Below are 16,957 nucleotides of genomic sequence, written 5' to 3' on the forward strand. Positions count from 1 at the left end.
CTTGGCCCACTCGCGAAGTAAATTGACCAGAACACGAATGCGGGACAGGCGCAATTGGTCTATCGAGAATGCCTCAATATGGAGCGATACCGTGACGAATAGTGCAGTGACTGCAGATCGGGAAGCGGGGGAACAGACGGCGTTTGCCGTCATCATGGCAGTGAGTTTCTGCCATCTGCTCAATGACACGATGCAGTCGCTTATTCCCGCGCTCTATCCAATGATCAAAGCGGATTACGGGCTCGATTTCACCCAGATCGGGTTTTTGGGCCTGGTGTTCCAGGTTACGGCCTCGCTGCTGCAGCCCTTGATCGGCATCTATACCGACAAGCGCCCGCTGCCCTATTCCCTGCCCATCGGCATGGGCTTCACCCTGATTGGCCTTGTCGTGCTGGCCTATGCGCATTCCTATTGGATGCTGCTGGTCGGCGCGGGCGTGGTGGGGCTGGGCTCGGCAGTGTTCCACCCCGAATCCTCCCGCGTGGCGCGGCTGGCCTCGGGCGGACGGCATGGGTTGGCGCAGGCGCTGTTTCAGGTCGGCGGCAATTTCGGTTCGGCCGTGGGGCCGCTGCTGGCCGCGTTCATCGTCTTGCCGCGCGGGCAGGGCAGCGTTGCCTGGTTCTCGCTGGCGGCATTGCTGGGCATCGGCGTGCTGTGGCAGGTGGGCAATTGGTATAGCCGTCACCGCGCCGCCAATCGGAGCCGCAAAGCCCCCGCACCGGCCGTGACCTTGCCGCGCAAGACCGTCATCATGGCCATTGCCGTGCTGGCCTTGCTGGTGTTCTCGAAATATGTCTACATGAGCAGCCTTTCGAGCTTTTACACCTTCTACATGATCGAACGCTTTGCCGTGTCGGTACAGGACGCGCAGATCCTGTTGTTCGTGTTCCTGGGCGCGGTGGCCATCGGCACGGTGGCGGGCGGACCGATCGTGGACTGGTTCGGCACCAAATTCGTGATCTGGCTGTCGATCCTGGGGGCGCTGCCGTTCACCCTGGCGCTGCCCTATGCCGATTTCACCTGGACGGTGGTGTTGACCTTCATCATCGGGGTGATCCTGGCCTCGGCTTTCTCGGCCATTGTGGTGTTTGCGCAGGAATTGGTGCCCGGCCGGGTTGGCATGATTGCAGGCCTGTTCTTTGGCTTTGCCTTCGGCATTGGCGGAATTGGTGCGGCGGTGCTGGGCATCGTGGCGGACCGGACGAGCATAGAGTTCGTCTACCAGATCTGCTCCTATCTGCCGCTGCTGGGCCTGTTGACCATTTTCCTGCCCGATATCGGCAAGGGCCGGCGCAGCAAGAAGGCGGCATAATTCCTGGGGCTCTGCCGAGATATCGGCAGAGCCCGTCGCTCTTAAACGCCGTAGCGCGGTGCGGGTGTTCCCGTCTGGCTGGCGGCGAACAGGGCATCCTGGGCAGCGTCGAAGCGCGCCCAGAGGTCCAGATCGCCCACCGATGGCAAGGTGACCTCTTCGCCGCGATCGAGCCCCGCCAGGGCAGCGTCGACCAGCGCATCGACATTCATCACCAGCTCGGCCGGAATCTGGTCGAGCGGCAAGATGGTGCCATCATAAATTTCGGTGGCGACCCCGGCGGGCAGCACCGCCTGCACCCGCACGGCAGTGTCCTTCAGTTCGGCCTGCAAGCCGCGCGTATACAGCAGCACATAGGCCTTGGTGCCGCTATAGGCCGAGGCGATCGGGGGAGCCTTGAACGCCAGGACCGAGCCGATATTGACGATGGTCCCGCGATTGCGGGCGACAAAACCGCCCAGTGCAGCGCGCGACAGGCGGGTCAATGCGGTGATGTTGACGGCAAGCAGGGTGTCGATTGCTTCCGGCGCGATGTCCATGCTGGCGCCGAGATACGAGACGCCGGCATTGTTGACCAGCATGTCGATCGAAGTATCCGCGGCCAGGATATTGGCGACCTCTGCCATACCGGCATCGCTGGACAGGTCAGCAATGACGGTTCGCACACTAACGCCAAAGGCGCTGGTCAACTCGTTCGCCAGCTTCTCGAGTCGGTCGGCGCGGCGGGCGACGAGGATCAGGTCATGGCCGCGGGCCGCCAGACGCTTGGCATAACTGGCGCCGATGCCGGAGGAGGCGCCGGTGACCAGGGCGGTGGAACGGGGAGTGACAGGCATTTTCTAGTCTCCATGGGGTGATGGAAAGGAGATAGGACAAGTCGCTTCTCTGCATTAGACTGACCAATGTGATTGGGTTTATTGGTGTGGTCGATAAATGAAGCGTGAGGATCTGAGCGATCTGGCGGCGTTCCTGGCCGTGGCCGAGGAGCGCAGTTTCACGCGCGGCGCGATCCGGCTTGGCCTGTCGCAGGCGACGCTGAGCCAGACGGTCAGCAATCTCGAACGGCGCCTGGGGCTGCGCCTATTGGCGCGCACTACGCGCAGCGTACGCACCACCGAAGCGGGCCAGCGCCTGCTGGAAACGCTGCGGCCCGCCCTTGCCGATATCGATGCGCAGGTGCAGGCGCTCATCGCCTTGAGCGACACGCCTTCCGGCACTATTCGGCTGACCAGCATCCGCTTTGCCGCCCGCGCCCTGGTGCTGCCGGCCCTGTCGGCGTTTCGCCAGGCCTATCCGCGCGTCAAGGTGGAAATCTCCGCCGAGGATGCCTTCACCGATATCGTGGCGAGCGGCTTCGACGGGGGCATTCGCTTTGGCCATCAGGTGGAAAAGGACATGGTGGCGGTGCCCATCGGCCCCGATGCCCGCGTGGCCGTGGTGGCAGCGCCGGGCTATTTCGAGCGCCATGGCAGGCCGGAAAATCCGCGCGATCTGGCCCGGCACGATTGCATCAATTTCCGCATGGCCAGCGCCGGCAGTATCGCCCGCTGGCAATTCTGGGAGAATGGAAGGGCGCTCGACGTCAAGGTCGATGGCGCGCTCACGGTCAATGACGGCGATCTGCTGGCGCAAGCCGCTCTGGACGGGCAGGGGCTGGCCTATATTTTCGAGGATCAGGTGGCCGAGCACTTAAAGAGCGGCCGACTGCTGCGCTGTCTCGAGGCCTGGTGCCCGCCCTTGCCGGGATACCACCTCTATTATCCCACCAGGCGGCAGAAGACCCCGGCGCTGGCAGCACTTGTGGAAGCGCTGCGCTATCGAGCGTGAAGATATTATCGTTCGATGAGAATTGCTCGCGCAGACCAAAATAAAGAATGTAAATTCAAAGGCTTTACTTCCATTCTGGCTCAATTATCGTTCTTCTTTCGGAGTGTTTCGGCTCAATCATCTCGGTAGCAAAGAAAAGCCCCGCTGCCGGGCCTTTCGTTTTGGATGCGGATTTTACTTCGAGGGGTGTCTGCTGACTTCGCTTCGACGAAAATGGGTCGCGGGTATGACTGGGCGGGTGAGGGCGGGAACCACTCCATTCTGCTTCATCAACTTTTTGATGCGCAGTGGGTGAACACCCATCTCTGCCGAAACGTCGAGAAGCGAAATGTACCGCTCGGCAAAGGCTTCCAATTCGCGAACCTCCAGCAGCCTTTGGACCTGTCCGCAGATTGGGCTGTTGAATGGGGATTATGCCGGCGCGGACAATTTTTGAGAACAAAGGATAGCTGATGTCCAAGAGCTCCGCTTCCTTTGGTACAGTCACGAATCCAAGCGGCATCTCGTGCGTGATTGCTTTGACTTCTCGTGGATCTACCGGAATGGAAAGCATTCCCTGTTCGGCTTCGTTGTACCCAACATGGGAAATCCCTTTGGACAAGATCATCTTTACGATTCAGTTCAACGGTGTTCGTGCTCGTCCAACGGCCCTGGGTATCGGATGCATACTGTCATCGCCGTTCCATTTCTCGGCGTGCGTACGCAAGCTAGCCAAAGGCGTCGAGGTCGGATTGACATAGCCTTTCGCTCTGCTGCCTTTTGCGCCTGGCAAATGCACGTGCGGAACCAGCCCTGCATAAAAGATTCGTTTCACCAACTGCAGGCTTAAGACCAAGATATTTGAGCGCCACCCTTTTTGTCATACCCTCCTCAGTCTCACGAAGTTGGTCTTCGAAACTGGAGGCCTCGAAAATAAAAATACTGTCATTTGGCCCAGCGACAGTGCGGCCTTCAACGCCCAAAGCCCGCAGGCGCTTCTTCAACGTTTGAGAGGTAATGCCGTATTCTTCGCTGGCGGACCTGGCGCTATGGAGTTTCCGATCCTGGACTGGAAGGCCGAACACCACATCGCCTTTGCCTACGGGAACGGTCTCCACGATGTAATCGTGCAGAATTTTCTGGAAATCTTCCAGGCCCCCATAAGGGCGATTTCCAGGCGACACAAAGTCACGAAGATTTCGAAATGCCTCCCTCTAGGTGTGCCCCATGAAATCCGTCCCCATCCAAACCCGCCCACGTCCACCTGCCGAACGCACCGGATGCGCCGTGGAGGTGACGCTCTCGGTCATCGGAGGGTTGTGGAAGCCGGTGATCCTGTTTCACCTGCTCAATGGCAAATTGCGCTTCAATGCCCTGTGTCGCGTGGTCCCCAACGCAACGGCGCGCATGGTACGCTCCAGTTGCGAGAGCTGGAGCGAGATGGGTCATCAATCGCATTGTCTATCCGGAGGTGCCGCCGCGAGTGGAATATGAACTGACCGATCTTGGCCGTTCGCTCGAGCCGGTTCTCCTCAGCATGCGCAACTGGGGTGCTGGCTTTGCTGGCATCGAGCACACCGATGCGAATTGCCGATAATACACATCTGGAGACCTGTCTCGACACGGCAGAACTTGGGGCGGGCGTTAAGGGCTCGAAATGGCCGACATGGGTTCGATGGCCGGATTGGCACGTGTGGGTGGGGAAACCTCCAGTCCGGATCGGGCAGGGCGTGGGTTCCACCGAAATATCGGGCGCGTCCACGTCCAGTTCCGCCGACAGCGCTCAGGGTGGCACTATAAGCTGCGCCGGCGCGGGCACTGGCCAGTGACGTTGGCGTCACCATCAGAGGCGGCGGATCGACCACCACGGAATAGAAATGGGAGCCGGTGAATGGGCCGCTCAGCGTGCTGTCGCTGGCCGAAACGGTGAACTGGAACGGGCCCGACGCCGCGGCGCGGCTGGACAATGTTCTACCGAGTCGGGCTCAAGCCCGGCGGCACGGCGCCGCTCGAGACGCTGAATTCGTATGGCTCGGTCCCCAGCGCCCCTCTGATCCGCTCGAAGAAAAAGGTGCCGGCGCGGGCATTTGACAGCGCCGTAGAGAAAATAGCGATGCTTGGCGCCTCCACCACCAGGGTGTAATCGGCCGATGCTTCCAGCCCGTTGATGTCGGTCGCATGCACCCTTATGGGAAAGCTGCCCACTTCGCTGGGCGTGCCCGAAATCATCCCAGCGATGGCGGAAAGCCCGCGCGGTAGCCGCGACCCCACGAGAATGGAATAGGGGGCCTGGCCCCCAGAACCATAGAAGTCGTGGCCATAGAAGGAGCCGAGCATTGGGTACGGTCGCGGTGCGCCGCCGAAATGCGGCACTATGCCGGCTTGGCGAGGCGCATACTTACCGACCAACAAGTGGACCAGGTGCATGTCTAGGCCAGGTGACCGGTCACTCCGGCTTGGGCGGCAGCCAAGCCGGAGCCGTTGTGTTTAGGCCGCCCAGAGGGCGGCTTCACCCGACAGGATCGGCGCCGGGCGAGGTGCCTTGGCGGCCGAAGGGCAGGGCGGGGGATCATCATCATCGTCGTGGCGCCGTGATATCCCCAGGCGGCGTAAGGTGCGGACAGGTGTCCTTCTGCGCCCAAGCCGCTCGCGTGGCTGGACGACACCGGCTTTTATGGAAGCAGCGGGCTTTCCATCGAGCTCTTTGAGGGCGCCAAGTATCTTGTCGATATGCAGCACCGTGCCATCCTCCAACTGCCGCAGAGCTGGCCTGTCGCGCACGGCCCGCGCGTCGGATGCCCAGGACGCGAGGATGGCTCGCTTTTGCTCGATGGTGAGGAATGGGTCGAAAACCACATCATAGGGGTCGGAGTGCCCCTCAGCTGTATCCCGATCGTTCGTCTCATATTCATCGGATGGATAAAAACCGTTCCACATCTCAATCCTCCCAGACAGCAGGCGTTTTGGCCTTGCCGAGGAGCGGTATCTCACTCTCGCTCGCCCGGGGGCTGAGGTCCTTGACCTTGGATTGCAACGGATGGTCTGAAGGACCCCGCGCCAGCACTGTTTTGGCTTTCGGCCGGGCGGCTTGCGCCACCGCATTGCCAGGCCACAGGTCCTCGCCTGCAAGGGCCGTGCGCAACTCCAGCCAAGGGCCGCTGGCCTGCTTGCCGGCATTGGCAGGGATCGCGGTTGCCAGGCCTGGTGAAAGGGCCAAAGCGCAAGCAATCGCGGCAGCAGACAGTGAAATCGTTCGCATTTTGATACTCCTTTCATGGGGTTCGGATTGGAAAACTATGATCCGGCTATCGACGCGGCCGATTGTGGCGGGCGGGCCATTGCCCCATCGCTGACCGGGAAGGCCGCTTGCTCCGGCGCAGGGTCGGGCTCCTGATGCCGCTCGACAACTTCGAGCGTCTTGAGGGCAAGCGCAGTTTCGGTGCGCAGCCGCTTGAGATGGCGGATCGTTGCCTCCACAGGCTCGCCTCGGCTTTGCCGATTTGCCATGGCGACGAGTTCGGCATCGATCAACTGGATGACGCATTCCGCTTCGATGCGTGTCCAGGGGTCGGGCATATCCGTGCGGAAGGCCTCCCGCGCAAGCCGCGAAATCCTGTCGATATCAACGGTCCACTCCAGGAGCAGTTCTGGCTCGGGGTTTGCCAAGGCCGGTTTCTCGTTGATGAACGCGTGCATTTCTCCTCTCTCGCAATTGGATGGCGGCGCCCGGTCTGCTCCGGGCGCCGCTGGCCTTAAAGTCCATGCCGGCTCCCGCAGGCAGGGCAGGGGCCGCGTCCTTCTTCGGCTTTTCGGCGACCAGCGCTTCCGTGGTGATCAGCAGCGCCGCCACCGAAGCGGCGTCCTGCAGCGCGGTCCGGACGACTTTGGCCGGATCGATCACGCCATTGCCGACAAGGTCCTGATATTCGCCCGTCGCGGCGTTGTAGCCCCAGCCATAATCGTCCTTTTCCAGCAGTTTGCCCACGATCACCGAGCCATCCTCGCCCGCATTGAGCGCGATCTGCTTGGCCGGCACCTGAATGGCGCGGCGGACGATATCGACACCGGCCTTCTGGTCGGCATTGTCGGGTGACACCTGCTCCAGCGCCTTGAGGGCACGCAGCAGCGCGATGCCACCGCCGGGCAGGATGCCTTCTTCGACCGCCGCGCGGGTAGCGTGCAGGGCGTCGTCAACCCGGTCCTTCTTTTCCTTCACCTCGACTTCGGTGGCCCCGCCGACGCGGATCACCGCGACGCCGCCGGCCAGCTTGGCCAATCGTTCCTGCAGCTTTTCGCGGTCATAGTCGGAGGTGGTTTCCTCGATCTGCTGGCGGATCTGGGCGACGCGACCGTCAATGTCGGACCGGGCGCCGGCGCCATCCACGATTGTGGTGTTCTCCTTTTCGATCACCACCTTCTTGGCAGTGCCAAGCATATTGAGTGTGACGTTCTCGAGCTTGATGCCGATGTCTTCGGACACGACATTGCCGCCGGTAAGGATGGCGATGTCTTCGAGCATGGCCTTGCGGCGATCGCCGAAGCCCGGCGCCTTGACGGCCGCGATCTTGAGGCCGCCACGCAGTTTGTTGACCACGAGCGTCGCCAAGGCTTCGCCTTCCACATCCTCCGCAATAATCAGCAACGGCTTGCCCGACTGCACGACACTTTCCAGCAGCGGCAGCATGGGCTGCAGTCCGGACAGTTTCTTCTCGTGGATCAGGATGTAGGGGTCTTCCAGTTCCACCCGCATCTTGTCCTGGTTGGTCACGAAATAGGGTGAGACATAGCCGCGGTCGAACTGCATGCCTTCGACGACTTCCAGCTCGGTCTCGGCGGTTTTGGCTTCTTCGACGGTGATCACGCCCTCATTGCCGACCTTTTCCATGGCTTCGGCCAGGAACTTGCCAATCTCGGCATCGCCATTGGCCGAAATGGTCCCGACCTGGGCGATCTCGCCATTGGAGGTGACCTTGCGGGCATGGCTCTTGAGGTCAGCCACCACCGCATCGACGGCCAGGTCGATGCCACGCTTGAGGTCCATCGGGTTCATGCCGGCGGCCACCGCCTTGGCGCCTTCCTTGACGATGGCCTGCGCCAGCACCGTTGCCGTCGTGGTGCCGTCGCCGGCCAGGTCATTGGTTTTGGAGGCGACTTCGCGCACCATCTGGGCGCCCATATTCTCGAACTTGTCTTCCAGCTCGATTTCCTTGGCGACCGTTACGCCGTCCTTGGTAATGCGCGGCGCGCCGAACGATTTTTCGATCACCACATTGCGGCCTTTGGGGCCCAGGGTGACCTTGACGGCATTGGCCAGGGTATCGACGCCGCGCAGCATCTTGTCGCGGGCATCGGTCGAGAATTTGACTTCCTTTGCAGCCATTTTCGTTTCTGCTCCTTCAGCTGAACAAGCGCCTCAAGCGGCCTTGCGGGCCGGCTCGGTGCTTTCGATCACACCCAGAATGTCGGATTCCTTCATGATGATGAGATCCTCACCATCGATGCGCACTTCCGTGCCGCTCCATTTGCCGAACAGCACGCGGTCGCCGCTCCTTAGGTCGGGCGCGACCAGTTCGCCGCGCTCATTGCGCGCGCCTGGACCCACGGCGATCACTTCGCCCTCCGAGGGTTTTTCCTTGGCTGTATCGGGGATGATAATGCCGCCAGAAGTCTTTTCATCGGCTTCGATGCGGCGAACGAGCACACGGTCGTGCAAGGGGCGGAAAGCCATCCATTCCTCCATTATCAACATTGATGTCAGAGCGCGTCCTCCGGCATCCCGGGAGGAAGCAGAAAATGAATTAGGAGCGCGGCAAGCGGCTTCAAGAGGGGCCAGAAAAATTTTGGCACTCACCGGTAAAGAGTGCTGATTTGCACTCAAGCCGCTGGTGGCGTTATCTTAATTGGCGAAGCACTTGCGCGAAGGGAGAGCGGATCGATGACCGATACCAGTTTCATCAAACAGCTCGATGGCTATGGCCTGACCACGGCCCAGATCCACTATCGCCTGCCGGACCAGCCTTCGCTGCTGCAGCTTTACGTATGGCAGGAATATGATCTCGCCCCCGATTTTCCCACCCTGCAGGGGTTCCTGAATTTCTGGCGGCGCGAGATCGAAGGCGCATTGCATTCGGTGTGCATTGCGCATCAGCGGCTGATCAAGCCCAGCGAATTCCGGGCCATCAACGGCGTCATTACGGTTCATTGAAATGGCCCCGCTCCGGGGAGTGGGTAACACTCCTCGGGGCAGGGCCGCAGATACCCGGCGCGGTCGGTGTGACTATTAGTGCACCTGACCCTGTCCATTGATGGCGATGCGCTTGACCTTGGATTGCGCCGTGGCCGATTTGGGCAATGTCACCGTCAGGACGCCGTTCTTGAACGAGGCGTTGGCCTTGTCCTCCTCCACTTCCGAGCCGAGCGGGATGCGCCGTTCGAAACGGCCATAGAACCGCTCGGAGAAGTGCCGGTTCTTGTCCTCGTTCTCGGCGCGCTTTTCGCCTCGAAGCGTCAGCACACCGTCATCGAGCAGGAGTTCGATGTCCTTTTCATCTATACCAGCAATTTCGGCGGTCACCCTGACCTCGTTGTCGGTTTCCGAGATTTCCACATTGGGCCACCCGGCGCCCGCTGCAAACGAACCGAATGCCGGCAATCGCGTATCAAAGCCGCGGAACGCGTCGTCGAACACGCGGTTGATTTCGCGATGTAGCGACAGGAAGGGGTTCTGCTCGCTCTCGCGATAGAGAGACGGGGCCTGGTTGTCGCCGTTCCGGCCCCAGGGAATGAGATCACGTACACTCATCTGGCCTTCTCCTTTCAATGCCATGGATTGACTGACAACCCGGGCGCCAGCGCCCGGGTTTCGCGATAAACCTCGGTTAGGCGGCCTGTCGGTTCGCTTCGATCTGCTGCGGTTCCACCGGCGTCCGCGCGGCCGTGCCGATCTCGATGCGCCGTGGCTTCATCGCCTCTGGAAGTTCGCGCCTGAGGTTGATCGTCAACAGGCCATTGCTAAGGTTCGCGTCGGCGACCTTGACGTGATCAGCCAGCTCGAACCGCCGCTCGAACGTCCGGTTGGAAATGCCGCGATGCAGATATTGCGCATTGTCTTCACCGGCCTTTTGGCCGCTCACCACAAGCAGGTTGGGCTCGTGGGTGATGGTCAGGTCCGCCTGCGAGAAGCCGGCTACCGCCATGGTGATCTGATAGTCGTCCTCGCCCGTCTTGACGATATCGTAGGGCGGCCAGCTATCGATCGCCTGCACACGACTGGCGTTTTCCAGCAGGTTGAACATTCGGTCAAAACCGATGCTCGACCGGTACAGGGGTGCGAAATCTAGACTAGTCCTCATAGCCATATCCTCCTTGAGCAACATGGATACGAGAGGCGCCCAAGAGGAACGCCTCCCAGACCTGCCGGGCCAAAGCCCCGGCAACACTTGATTTTGGAACGGCAAAGCGGTTTTCAAGAACCCAACGCGAAAATTTATGATGCCATGCTAATTGACCGTCGTCACCCGCACCGGACCACTGCGATCAGCACGTCCGCCCATTCGCCGCCAATAGCATTACGTGAGATCGTGCAGTGCTTTGCCGTTGGGCGGGCCGATCTCGAAATTCGAGAATTTCACGTCCAGCCCTTGGCGTTCCGGTGTGCAGAGCATGGGCCCGACGCGATAGGTGGATGCCTTGGGAAACGGACAAAGTCGCAGCAAGGGCCAGCGTATGCCGTCTGTGGAGGATTGCAGGCGCAGCACGCCGGCTTGCACGGTGACGCGCAGATAGAAATCCGAAGGGTCGGATGCATAGATCGATGTTGACCAGTCCGATCGGTCGACGGTCAGCACGCTACCGATGCACGCGGCGCCGTCCGACAGTTCGATGCCGGCTTTTATCCAGTTTTTCTCATCGATGCGGACCATTATTCCGGCCTGATCGTAGAGTGCCTCGTAGCGGGCCTGAACTCTCAGGGACGCGGTGAAGTCGCCCGCCCAGGCATGGCCGAAAAAGTGGCCGCTATCGCGGGTGAACCCGTAATAGGTGTCCCGCCAGAAGTCCGTTTTCTCGTCGGAGCGCACCGTTAGCGCCCCGTCATCCAGGGACCATTGGCGAGGCTCGTTGTGCCAACTGCAGGATTCAAACATGACGGCTCCTTGAGAAATCGAGTAGCCGACACACACGGCTGGTGGGCTGGCGGCGCGCTTGCCGCTGCCATATGCGATCCGCTCAACCGCGGAATTTCAGGTGCAGCATTGGATGATGCTCGTAGTGCCCGGCGCCGTGCTGGATGATCGGGTCTTGGGATGTCAGGTCCTCGATATTTTCATCATCCGCGATCTGGTAAAGCGAGACGCCATATCCACCTGCCGGGTCCATGACGGGACCATGGGCGACGATTTTGCCTTGCGCCAACAGCTCATCGAGAAAGGCGCCATGCTGCTGCATCCAGCCGGCCTCGTCGGCCGACATGGTTGCGAGAAAGTCTGCACGTGGCGGGATGAACTTGCAAAGGTATGATTTCATGGTCGATCTCCATTCTGGTTGGTTCGCACTGCGTTCGGGAACATGACCTAAAATCCGCCGATCCACATTGGCGTGGATCGGCTGGAATGCTCAGCCTTGCGGCGGCAACACTGCGGCCCGGCCAAGTTCTGTCAGCCCGTAAATACCTCTGCTCTCCCGTACGAACCAGCCATAGACATTGTCTCGCAAAATTGCCGGCGCTCTGGTGACCAGCACCTTGAGCTGCTTTGGGCTTTGTGGGCCGGCCAGCAACGCCGCGGCGCAAGCTATGCAATCTTGCCGATAGGCCGTCATGATCGGCTTGCCGCGCCCCCCGCCAACCTGTGGGTCACCCACCCTGCGCTTGTGTTCATCAAGCAGCCGGGACCGTCTTTTCGCGTCACGGCGCGGCGCAGCTGCAAATGGGGCAACGATGACCGCCACATCTCCGGCGTCTGAGACTGAAATTACCCCAAAGCCAAGCCGTCGACACAGATTTCGGAAACGGGCATCGTGCTCTCGCCCCCTTCCGGTCTTGGATGCTCTTGCCGCGAGCCAGACTTCATCACAGAACGAGGCCCGCTTCACGCCTTGCATGACCAATTCGAGATTGAAGGCGAGCTTCATTTCGCAAACGACGATGACAGGCGGATCGCCGTCTTTAACGCCAACCAGATCGCAATCGTTGACCTCGCCTTTGACGGAATAGCCGGCGCCTTCCATGAAGGTCTTCAAAGGGAGGTAAAGGTCCGTCTCCGCCATTTGGTCCGTTTCAGATCGAGATGCACACGGGCTCGATATACCTGAGTCTGCCCGCCGATGCCGCGCTGTCAGGAAGGGGCCAGGCTCGGCCACTGCAATACCAGGAACCACAGGCGATATTCAGGTGCGGATGTCGATGACGCTCTCGCTGTCCGGCGCCATTAAATCCGCTTCCAAGCGACTTCACCGTTGAATACGCCGGCGCGTTCGGCCACGCGCGTGGTCGTTAGGCGATGGATGCCTTCCCGCCGTAAAACCTGAATGGTCGCTTCGAAAATCGCCTCGAGCGTCGTTGCAGATCGTGCCTGGCGCGGCTTTTTGCGGGCGCTGAGATGTTGAGGCGGTGTCGCGTCCATATGCGAATCCAAAAAACGAATGATCCTTCATATATTGATCGCATCATTTCGGCCGACAGATAAGGAAGTTCCATGACGGATATGAAGAAGGTCGCGCTTGTGACCGGCGCCAACAAAGGCATCGGTTTCGAAATTGCCCGGCAATTGGCCGAGGCCGGCATTGCGGTGATCATGGGGCGCGAAACCTGCAGCGCGGCCAGGATGCCGCCAGCGATCTGGCAAAGACCGGGCTGGACGTCGAGGCGATCGAAATCGACCTCACAGACGAGGCGAGCATAGCTTCGGCGGCTGAAAAGATTGCCGCCAAATATGGCCCGCTCGACATTCTCATCAACAATGCCGGGATCGTCGATCCCGAAGATGGTCCGCCTTCCGTTAGCTCGACGGCCGCGACGCGCCGGCTTATGGAAACCAATTTCCTGGGCACCCTTGCCGTTACGCAGGCCATGCTGCCCTTGCTGCGCCGCTCGAGCGCCGGTCGCATCGTCAACCTTTCAACGACGCTGGGTTCGCTGGCAATCAATGGCGATCCGAACTCGCCTTATTACGAGGCCCGGCTGATCGGATACAATGCGTCCAAGGCCGCGCTCAACATGCTGACAGTCCAGTTGGCGGCGGAACTGAGGGACACCTCCATTGTCGTGAACTCGGTTGCCCCAGGCTATGTCAAGACCGACCTGACAGGCGGCAACGGCTTCATGACACCTGCCGAAGGTGCACGCCTGCCGGTCGAATATGCCTTGCTCGGCCCCGATGCCATTTCCGGCAGCTTTGTCGAGCCACAGGGCAACGTCCCCTGGTAGGGCCTCACCAGAATTGCGGGCAGGAGTGGCATCTGCCCGCAAGGTCCGCTTTGCAGCGAGCCTGTCTTAAATCCCGATGACCGAATTAGGGTCAATAGCGACCAGGCAGAAACGCGCCCCTTATCGGACATTCAGCGCTTCCGCCGTGACCCTCAGAAGCTGCCGTTGCTGTCCTATATGTGAGTGGGGCAACGTAAATCGGTGGGTACGCATAGGCGATCATTTCAAGCGCGGCTAAACGTCTCCAACAGGGATACGAAGCTGTGCCGTTCACCCTGCCCTTCGGTCAGCTTCACGCGGCCTTCGATGTCGCCAAGGTGGGTATCCATCAGGCCCTGCGCCTTTTTCAGGTCTTTTTCCCGCAGGGCCGCGACGATCGCCCGGTGGTGCTCCGCCCCGCAATCGTCGACGCGCTCGTCTTCGTAAAGCGCCATGACCAGGGAGAGCCGGGCGACCAGTTTGGCCAGCATCTCGGACAGCACCGCGTTGCCGGCGATCCGCGACAGTTCGACGTGGAACTGACCGACTGACGCGGACTTGGGCGCGTTGTGATCGGCATGGTAGACGCGCAACTCCTCCTCGGTGAGGGCTTCCAGCCGGTCGAGATCGGCTGGTGTGATGCGCTGCAGCACCAGTTCAAGCGTCGTCCGCTCCAAGGCCCGTCGCGCTTCGAAGAGCTGTTTGGCCTCCTCAACCGAAGGCTCGGCCACGAAGGTGCCGCGGTTGCGTTTGCGTTCGAGCAGGCGATCCCGCTGCAGCACACCCAGGGCGCCCCGGACTACGGTGCGGCTGACGCCGAAATGCTCGGCTATGGCCTCCTCGATGATTTTGCTACCGGGCTTGAGCGCGCCTTCGCCAATGGCGGTGGCGAGTGTCGCGCAGATGCGGTCCGTCACATCCTCGGCTTCTTCGATATCGCTGAGCGGCTCCGCCATTGGCGCGGTCTTTTTCCGTGTCGGCTTACGCATGGTCACTCCGAATCTCTGCCCAACAATAGCGCAGCTGACGAAATTTTGTGCATCATTTTTTGCGCGACAACATGCGAACTGTTATGCGTACAAACTTTCGCATATTCATTATAACTAAATTTCATTATTCATATCAATGAATTGCAAGAAAGATGACTGGCGAATTGCGATGTGGCACGGCGCTTGCAATGGGGTTGGCAACACCACTGCTAGCACCCCTGATACCCATTGCAAGTCTCATGCCGTTTTGACGGACAGGACGAACCGGGAGAGACCAAATGAGTGGCCTCATTGCCAATACCCTGTCCGTTCAGGGGCTGACCCATAGTTATGGTGGCGCTGCCGCCGTTGACGAGGTGTCCTTCACGGTGCCCGCTGGAGAGATCGCCGCATTGCTCGGCCCGAGCGGCTGCGGCAAGTCCACCGTGCTGCGCGCCATCGCAGGGCTGGTTAGCCCGCGCAGTGGCAGCATCATGCTGGGGGATGCGGATCTGGGGCATTTGCCGGCGCGCGAACGCGGTATCGGCATGGTGTTCCAGAATTATGCGCTGTTCCCGCATCTGACGGTGGCCGAGAATATCGCCTATCCCCTGGCCTGCCAGCATGTGGGCCGGACGGAGCGCCGCGAGCGCGTGACCGAAATGCTCGAACTGGTGCGACTGGCCGATTATGCCAAGCGCCTGCCGCGTGAACTCTCGGGGGGCCAGCAACAGCGCGTCGCCGTCGCCCGCGCTTTGGCGCCCAGCCCATCCCTGCTGCTGCTCGATGAACCCTTTGGCGCGCTTGATCGGGCACTGCGTTTTGACCTGCAGGTCGAAATGCTGCGCCTGCAAAAGACATTGGGCATTACCACGCTGATCGTTACCCACGATCAGGAAGAGGCGCAGAGTCTGGCCAGTTCGCTCGTGCTGATGAACAAGGGCCGCATCGAGCAGATCGATACGCCCATGGCGGTCTATGACCGGCCGCAGACCCTGTTCGTCAATCGCTTCATCGGCCAGGCCAACCAGTTCGAAGCCATCGTTGAAACACTAGAGACGAATGCGACAATTCTTCGCCTCCGCTCGGGCGAGGCTCTGTCGCTGCCCCGCCGGTTGGATTTCGTCACCGGCGCTGCCGTCGTCGCCACCTGCCGGCCCGAACATGTGTCGTTGGTCGATGCGCCCGCCGCCAATGCGCTGGCTGCGACGGTCGGCGTTTCCGTGCCGCTGGGCCCCAGCCTGGTGCACGACCTCATTCTTGCCAATGGCGGCGAGCTGCGCGCCAGCCAGGCACGCGGCCCGGAAACTCTTGTCCCGGCCGCCGGCTCCACCGTCTTTGCCAGCATCGACACCGCTCGATGCCACGTCTTTCCGGCCCCCGGAACGCCTTCTGCCTGATCCTGCCTCGAACCCATGGTGCATGACATGACTGCAATGAAATTGACCCGCCGCCAGTTCGGATTTCTCGCCGCCGGTGCGGCAGCTGCCGGCCTGCTGCCCATTCCCACCCGCGCTGCCAATGGCAGCATGGTTGCCGCGACCTTCCCCGGCAATTGGGAGGACGCCTATCGCCGCGTACTAACCCCGCTGGTCTTGGAAGCCGGGTTCGACCTCACTATCGCTCCGGCCCTGGCGCAGGACCAGTTGGCCAAGATCATGGCCAGCCCCGGCAGCCCCGCCTATGACACACTGCTGATGTCGCCGGGCCAGATGGCCATCGCCCTTGAAAACGACCTGATCCAGAAAATCGACACCAGCCGCCTTGCCAATTGGAGCAAGCTCGATCCGACCTTCCAGGGCGAATATGGTCCCACCGTCACCGTCGAAGTCAACGGCATAGCCTATAACCCCGATTTGGTGCCGGCACCGAAGGGCTATGCCGACCTGTTCGAAAACCCGGCCTTTGCCGGCAAGGTCTCCTGGACCGGCTTTGGCTCCAACACCGCTGTCATGGCCTATACCCAGCTTGCGACGATCTATGGCAGCGGCCCCGATGACATGGACGCGGTGTTCAAGCTGTTTGCCGATCACCCGGAGAACCTGGCCGGCGTTGTCGACAGCACCAATAGCCAGATGTCGCTCTATCAGCAGGGCGAAATCGCGGTGTTCATGTGCAGCACCGGCAATGTCGCCAAACTCAAAAGCCTGGGGCTCAACGCCGAATTCGTGCATCCCGAGACGGGATCGCCTGCGGCGCCGGTCAATATCCACCTGACCAAGGGCTCGGCTAATCTCGATGCCGCCTACGCCTATATGGATGCTGCCATCTCCAAGGCCGCGCAGGAACAATTGACCCTGCCACCCACCGAAATGTTCCCCACCAATATGGACGTCGCCCTGACGCCGGGCATTGAGGCCTTTGTGACGCGGGATACCATCCCCTCGCTGGTCTATCCCGATTGGGCGATGATCAACAAGAACCGAGCCGACTGGATCCGCGCCTTCGACGCCCTGGTTGCAGGCTAGT

At 60.8% G+C, this 16,957-nt stretch carries 22 protein-coding genes and 2 pseudogenes; 8 read left to right on the forward strand and 16 right to left on the reverse strand.

Going from position 1 to position 16,957, the window contains the following annotated elements; translation table 11 throughout:
- The first annotated feature begins 91 nt into the window (after positions 1 to 91).
- On the forward strand, positions 92 to 1,312 hold the full coding sequence (locus N8A98_RS14360; protein WP_315974470.1) for an MFS transporter: 1,221 nt from the start codon (positions 92 to 94) through the stop codon (positions 1,310 to 1,312).
- Between the two features lie 41 nt (positions 1,313 to 1,353).
- On the opposite strand, the gene N8A98_RS14365 is transcribed toward N8A98_RS14360, so the two are convergent.
- On the reverse strand, positions 1,354 to 2,148 hold the full coding sequence (locus N8A98_RS14365) for an SDR family NAD(P)-dependent oxidoreductase (protein ID WP_262166316.1): 795 nt from the start codon (positions 2,146 to 2,148) through the stop codon (positions 1,354 to 1,356).
- A 97-nt stretch (positions 2,149 to 2,245) separates the two neighbouring features.
- On the opposite strand from N8A98_RS14365, the gene N8A98_RS14370 reads away from it, so the two are divergent.
- Positions 2,246 to 3,139 (forward strand): LysR substrate-binding domain-containing protein, encoded by an 894-nt coding sequence (locus N8A98_RS14370; protein ID WP_262166318.1) that lies wholly within the window; start codon positions 2,246 to 2,248, stop codon positions 3,137 to 3,139.
- 64 nt (positions 3,140 to 3,203) lie between these two features.
- On the opposite strand, the gene N8A98_RS14375 is transcribed toward N8A98_RS14370, so the two are convergent.
- Both N8A98_RS14375 and N8A98_RS14380 read right to left on the reverse strand, forming a co-directional pair.
- A complete protein-coding gene (locus N8A98_RS14375; protein ID WP_262166319.1) occupies positions 3,204 to 3,746 on the reverse strand; it encodes a hypothetical protein in 543 nt (180 codons plus the stop codon).
- 100 nt (positions 3,747 to 3,846) lie between these two features.
- Positions 3,847 to 4,236 carry a hypothetical protein gene (locus N8A98_RS14380; protein ID WP_262166321.1) on the reverse strand — a complete coding sequence of 130 codons (390 nt, stop codon included), beginning with the start codon at positions 4,234 to 4,236 and terminating at the stop codon, positions 3,847 to 3,849.
- A gap of 109 nt (positions 4,237 to 4,345) precedes the next feature.
- Here N8A98_RS14380 and N8A98_RS14385 point away from each other — a divergent pair, with 109 nt between their 5' ends.
- Together N8A98_RS14385 and N8A98_RS23385 are read left to right on the forward strand one after the other, a co-directional pair.
- Entirely contained in the window at positions 4,346 to 4,612 is a 267-nt protein-coding gene (locus N8A98_RS14385; RefSeq protein WP_390888768.1) for a winged helix-turn-helix transcriptional regulator, read from the forward strand.
- Positions 4,602 to 4,715 carry an HxlR-like winged helix-turn-helix transcriptional regulator gene (locus N8A98_RS23385; protein ID WP_390888769.1) on the forward strand — a complete coding sequence of 38 codons (114 nt, stop codon included), beginning with the start codon at positions 4,602 to 4,604 and terminating at the stop codon, positions 4,713 to 4,715. Before N8A98_RS14385 ends, N8A98_RS23385 begins: the two co-directional genes overlap by 11 nt.
- A gap of 374 nt (positions 4,716 to 5,089) precedes the next feature.
- On the opposite strand, the gene N8A98_RS14390 is transcribed toward N8A98_RS23385, so the two are convergent.
- The 6 genes and pseudogenes from N8A98_RS14390 to N8A98_RS14415 form a co-directional block, all read right to left on the reverse strand.
- Positions 5,090 to 5,455, reverse strand: coding sequence for an Ig domain-containing protein (locus tag N8A98_RS14390; protein ID WP_262166322.1), 366 nt, complete (start codon positions 5,453 to 5,455; stop codon positions 5,090 to 5,092).
- Positions 5,456 to 5,605: 150 nt separating this feature from the next.
- Positions 5,606 to 6,055 (reverse strand): hypothetical protein, encoded by a 450-nt coding sequence (locus tag N8A98_RS14395; protein ID WP_262166324.1) that lies wholly within the window; start codon positions 6,053 to 6,055, stop codon positions 5,606 to 5,608.
- A 1-nt stretch (position 6,056) separates the two neighbouring features.
- Complete coding sequence (locus N8A98_RS14400) at positions 6,057 to 6,377, reverse strand: hypothetical protein (protein ID WP_262166325.1); 321 nt, start codon at positions 6,375 to 6,377, stop codon at positions 6,057 to 6,059.
- A gap of 35 nt (positions 6,378 to 6,412) precedes the next feature.
- Positions 6,413 to 6,784: a hypothetical protein gene (locus tag N8A98_RS14405; RefSeq protein WP_262166327.1), complete on the reverse strand. Its 372-nt coding sequence runs from the start codon at positions 6,782 to 6,784 to the stop codon at positions 6,413 to 6,415.
- An 88-nt stretch (positions 6,785 to 6,872) separates the two neighbouring features.
- Positions 6,873 to 8,498, reverse strand: a pseudogene (gene groL, locus N8A98_RS14410) (chaperonin GroEL); the annotation flags it as partial.
- Between the two features lie 33 nt (positions 8,499 to 8,531).
- Entirely contained in the window at positions 8,532 to 8,846 is a 315-nt protein-coding gene (locus tag N8A98_RS14415; protein WP_262166328.1) for a co-chaperone GroES, read from the reverse strand.
- 207 nt (positions 8,847 to 9,053) lie between these two features.
- Here N8A98_RS14415 and N8A98_RS14420 point away from each other — a divergent pair, with 207 nt between their 5' ends.
- Entirely contained in the window at positions 9,054 to 9,323 is a 270-nt protein-coding gene (locus tag N8A98_RS14420; RefSeq protein ID WP_262166330.1) for an usg protein, read from the forward strand.
- Between the two features lie 75 nt (positions 9,324 to 9,398).
- On the opposite strand, the gene N8A98_RS14425 is transcribed toward N8A98_RS14420, so the two are convergent.
- From N8A98_RS14425 to N8A98_RS14450, 6 genes are all read right to left on the reverse strand, one after another.
- A complete protein-coding gene (locus N8A98_RS14425) occupies positions 9,399 to 9,920 on the reverse strand; it encodes an Hsp20/alpha crystallin family protein (protein WP_262166332.1) in 522 nt (173 codons plus the stop codon).
- A gap of 76 nt (positions 9,921 to 9,996) precedes the next feature.
- Entirely contained in the window at positions 9,997 to 10,470 is a 474-nt protein-coding gene (locus N8A98_RS14430) for an Hsp20 family protein (protein ID WP_262166334.1), read from the reverse strand.
- A gap of 216 nt (positions 10,471 to 10,686) precedes the next feature.
- The gene (locus N8A98_RS14435) at positions 10,687 to 11,262 is read right to left on the reverse strand and encodes a DUF1349 domain-containing protein (RefSeq protein ID WP_262166335.1); all 576 of its coding nucleotides are present in this window, start codon (positions 11,260 to 11,262) and stop codon (positions 10,687 to 10,689) included.
- Positions 11,263 to 11,344: 82 nt separating this feature from the next.
- On the reverse strand, positions 11,345 to 11,641 hold the full coding sequence (locus tag N8A98_RS14440) for a YciI family protein (RefSeq protein WP_262166336.1): 297 nt from the start codon (positions 11,639 to 11,641) through the stop codon (positions 11,345 to 11,347).
- Between the two features lie 90 nt (positions 11,642 to 11,731).
- Positions 11,732 to 12,382 (reverse strand): DUF2161 domain-containing phosphodiesterase, encoded by a 651-nt coding sequence (locus N8A98_RS14445; RefSeq protein WP_262166337.1) that lies wholly within the window; start codon positions 12,380 to 12,382, stop codon positions 11,732 to 11,734.
- Between the two features lie 161 nt (positions 12,383 to 12,543).
- Positions 12,544 to 12,738: a TetR/AcrR family transcriptional regulator gene (locus N8A98_RS14450; protein WP_390888770.1), complete on the reverse strand. Its 195-nt coding sequence runs from the start codon at positions 12,736 to 12,738 to the stop codon at positions 12,544 to 12,546.
- Between the two features lie 81 nt (positions 12,739 to 12,819).
- Here N8A98_RS14450 and N8A98_RS14455 point away from each other — a divergent pair.
- A pseudogene (locus tag N8A98_RS14455) lies at positions 12,820 to 13,541 on the forward strand (SDR family oxidoreductase).
- Positions 13,542 to 13,765: 224 nt separating this feature from the next.
- On the opposite strand, the gene N8A98_RS14460 reads toward N8A98_RS14455, so the two are convergent.
- On the reverse strand, positions 13,766 to 14,509 hold the full coding sequence (locus N8A98_RS14460; protein WP_390888771.1) for a GntR family transcriptional regulator: 744 nt from the start codon (positions 14,507 to 14,509) through the stop codon (positions 13,766 to 13,768).
- Between the two features lie 278 nt (positions 14,510 to 14,787).
- Here N8A98_RS14460 and N8A98_RS14465 point away from each other — a divergent pair, with 278 nt between their 5' ends.
- On the forward strand, positions 14,788 to 15,888 hold the full coding sequence (locus N8A98_RS14465) for an ABC transporter ATP-binding protein (RefSeq protein ID WP_262166338.1): 1,101 nt from the start codon (positions 14,788 to 14,790) through the stop codon (positions 15,886 to 15,888).
- Between the two features lie 27 nt (positions 15,889 to 15,915).
- Positions 15,916 to 16,956 carry an extracellular solute-binding protein gene (locus N8A98_RS14470; protein WP_262166340.1) on the forward strand — a complete coding sequence of 347 codons (1,041 nt, stop codon included), beginning with the start codon at positions 15,916 to 15,918 and terminating at the stop codon, positions 16,954 to 16,956.
- Position 16,957: the final 1 nt, after the last annotated feature.

This window comes from Devosia neptuniae (assembly GCF_025452235.1).
Lineage (GTDB): Bacteria > Pseudomonadota > Alphaproteobacteria > Rhizobiales > Devosiaceae > Devosia.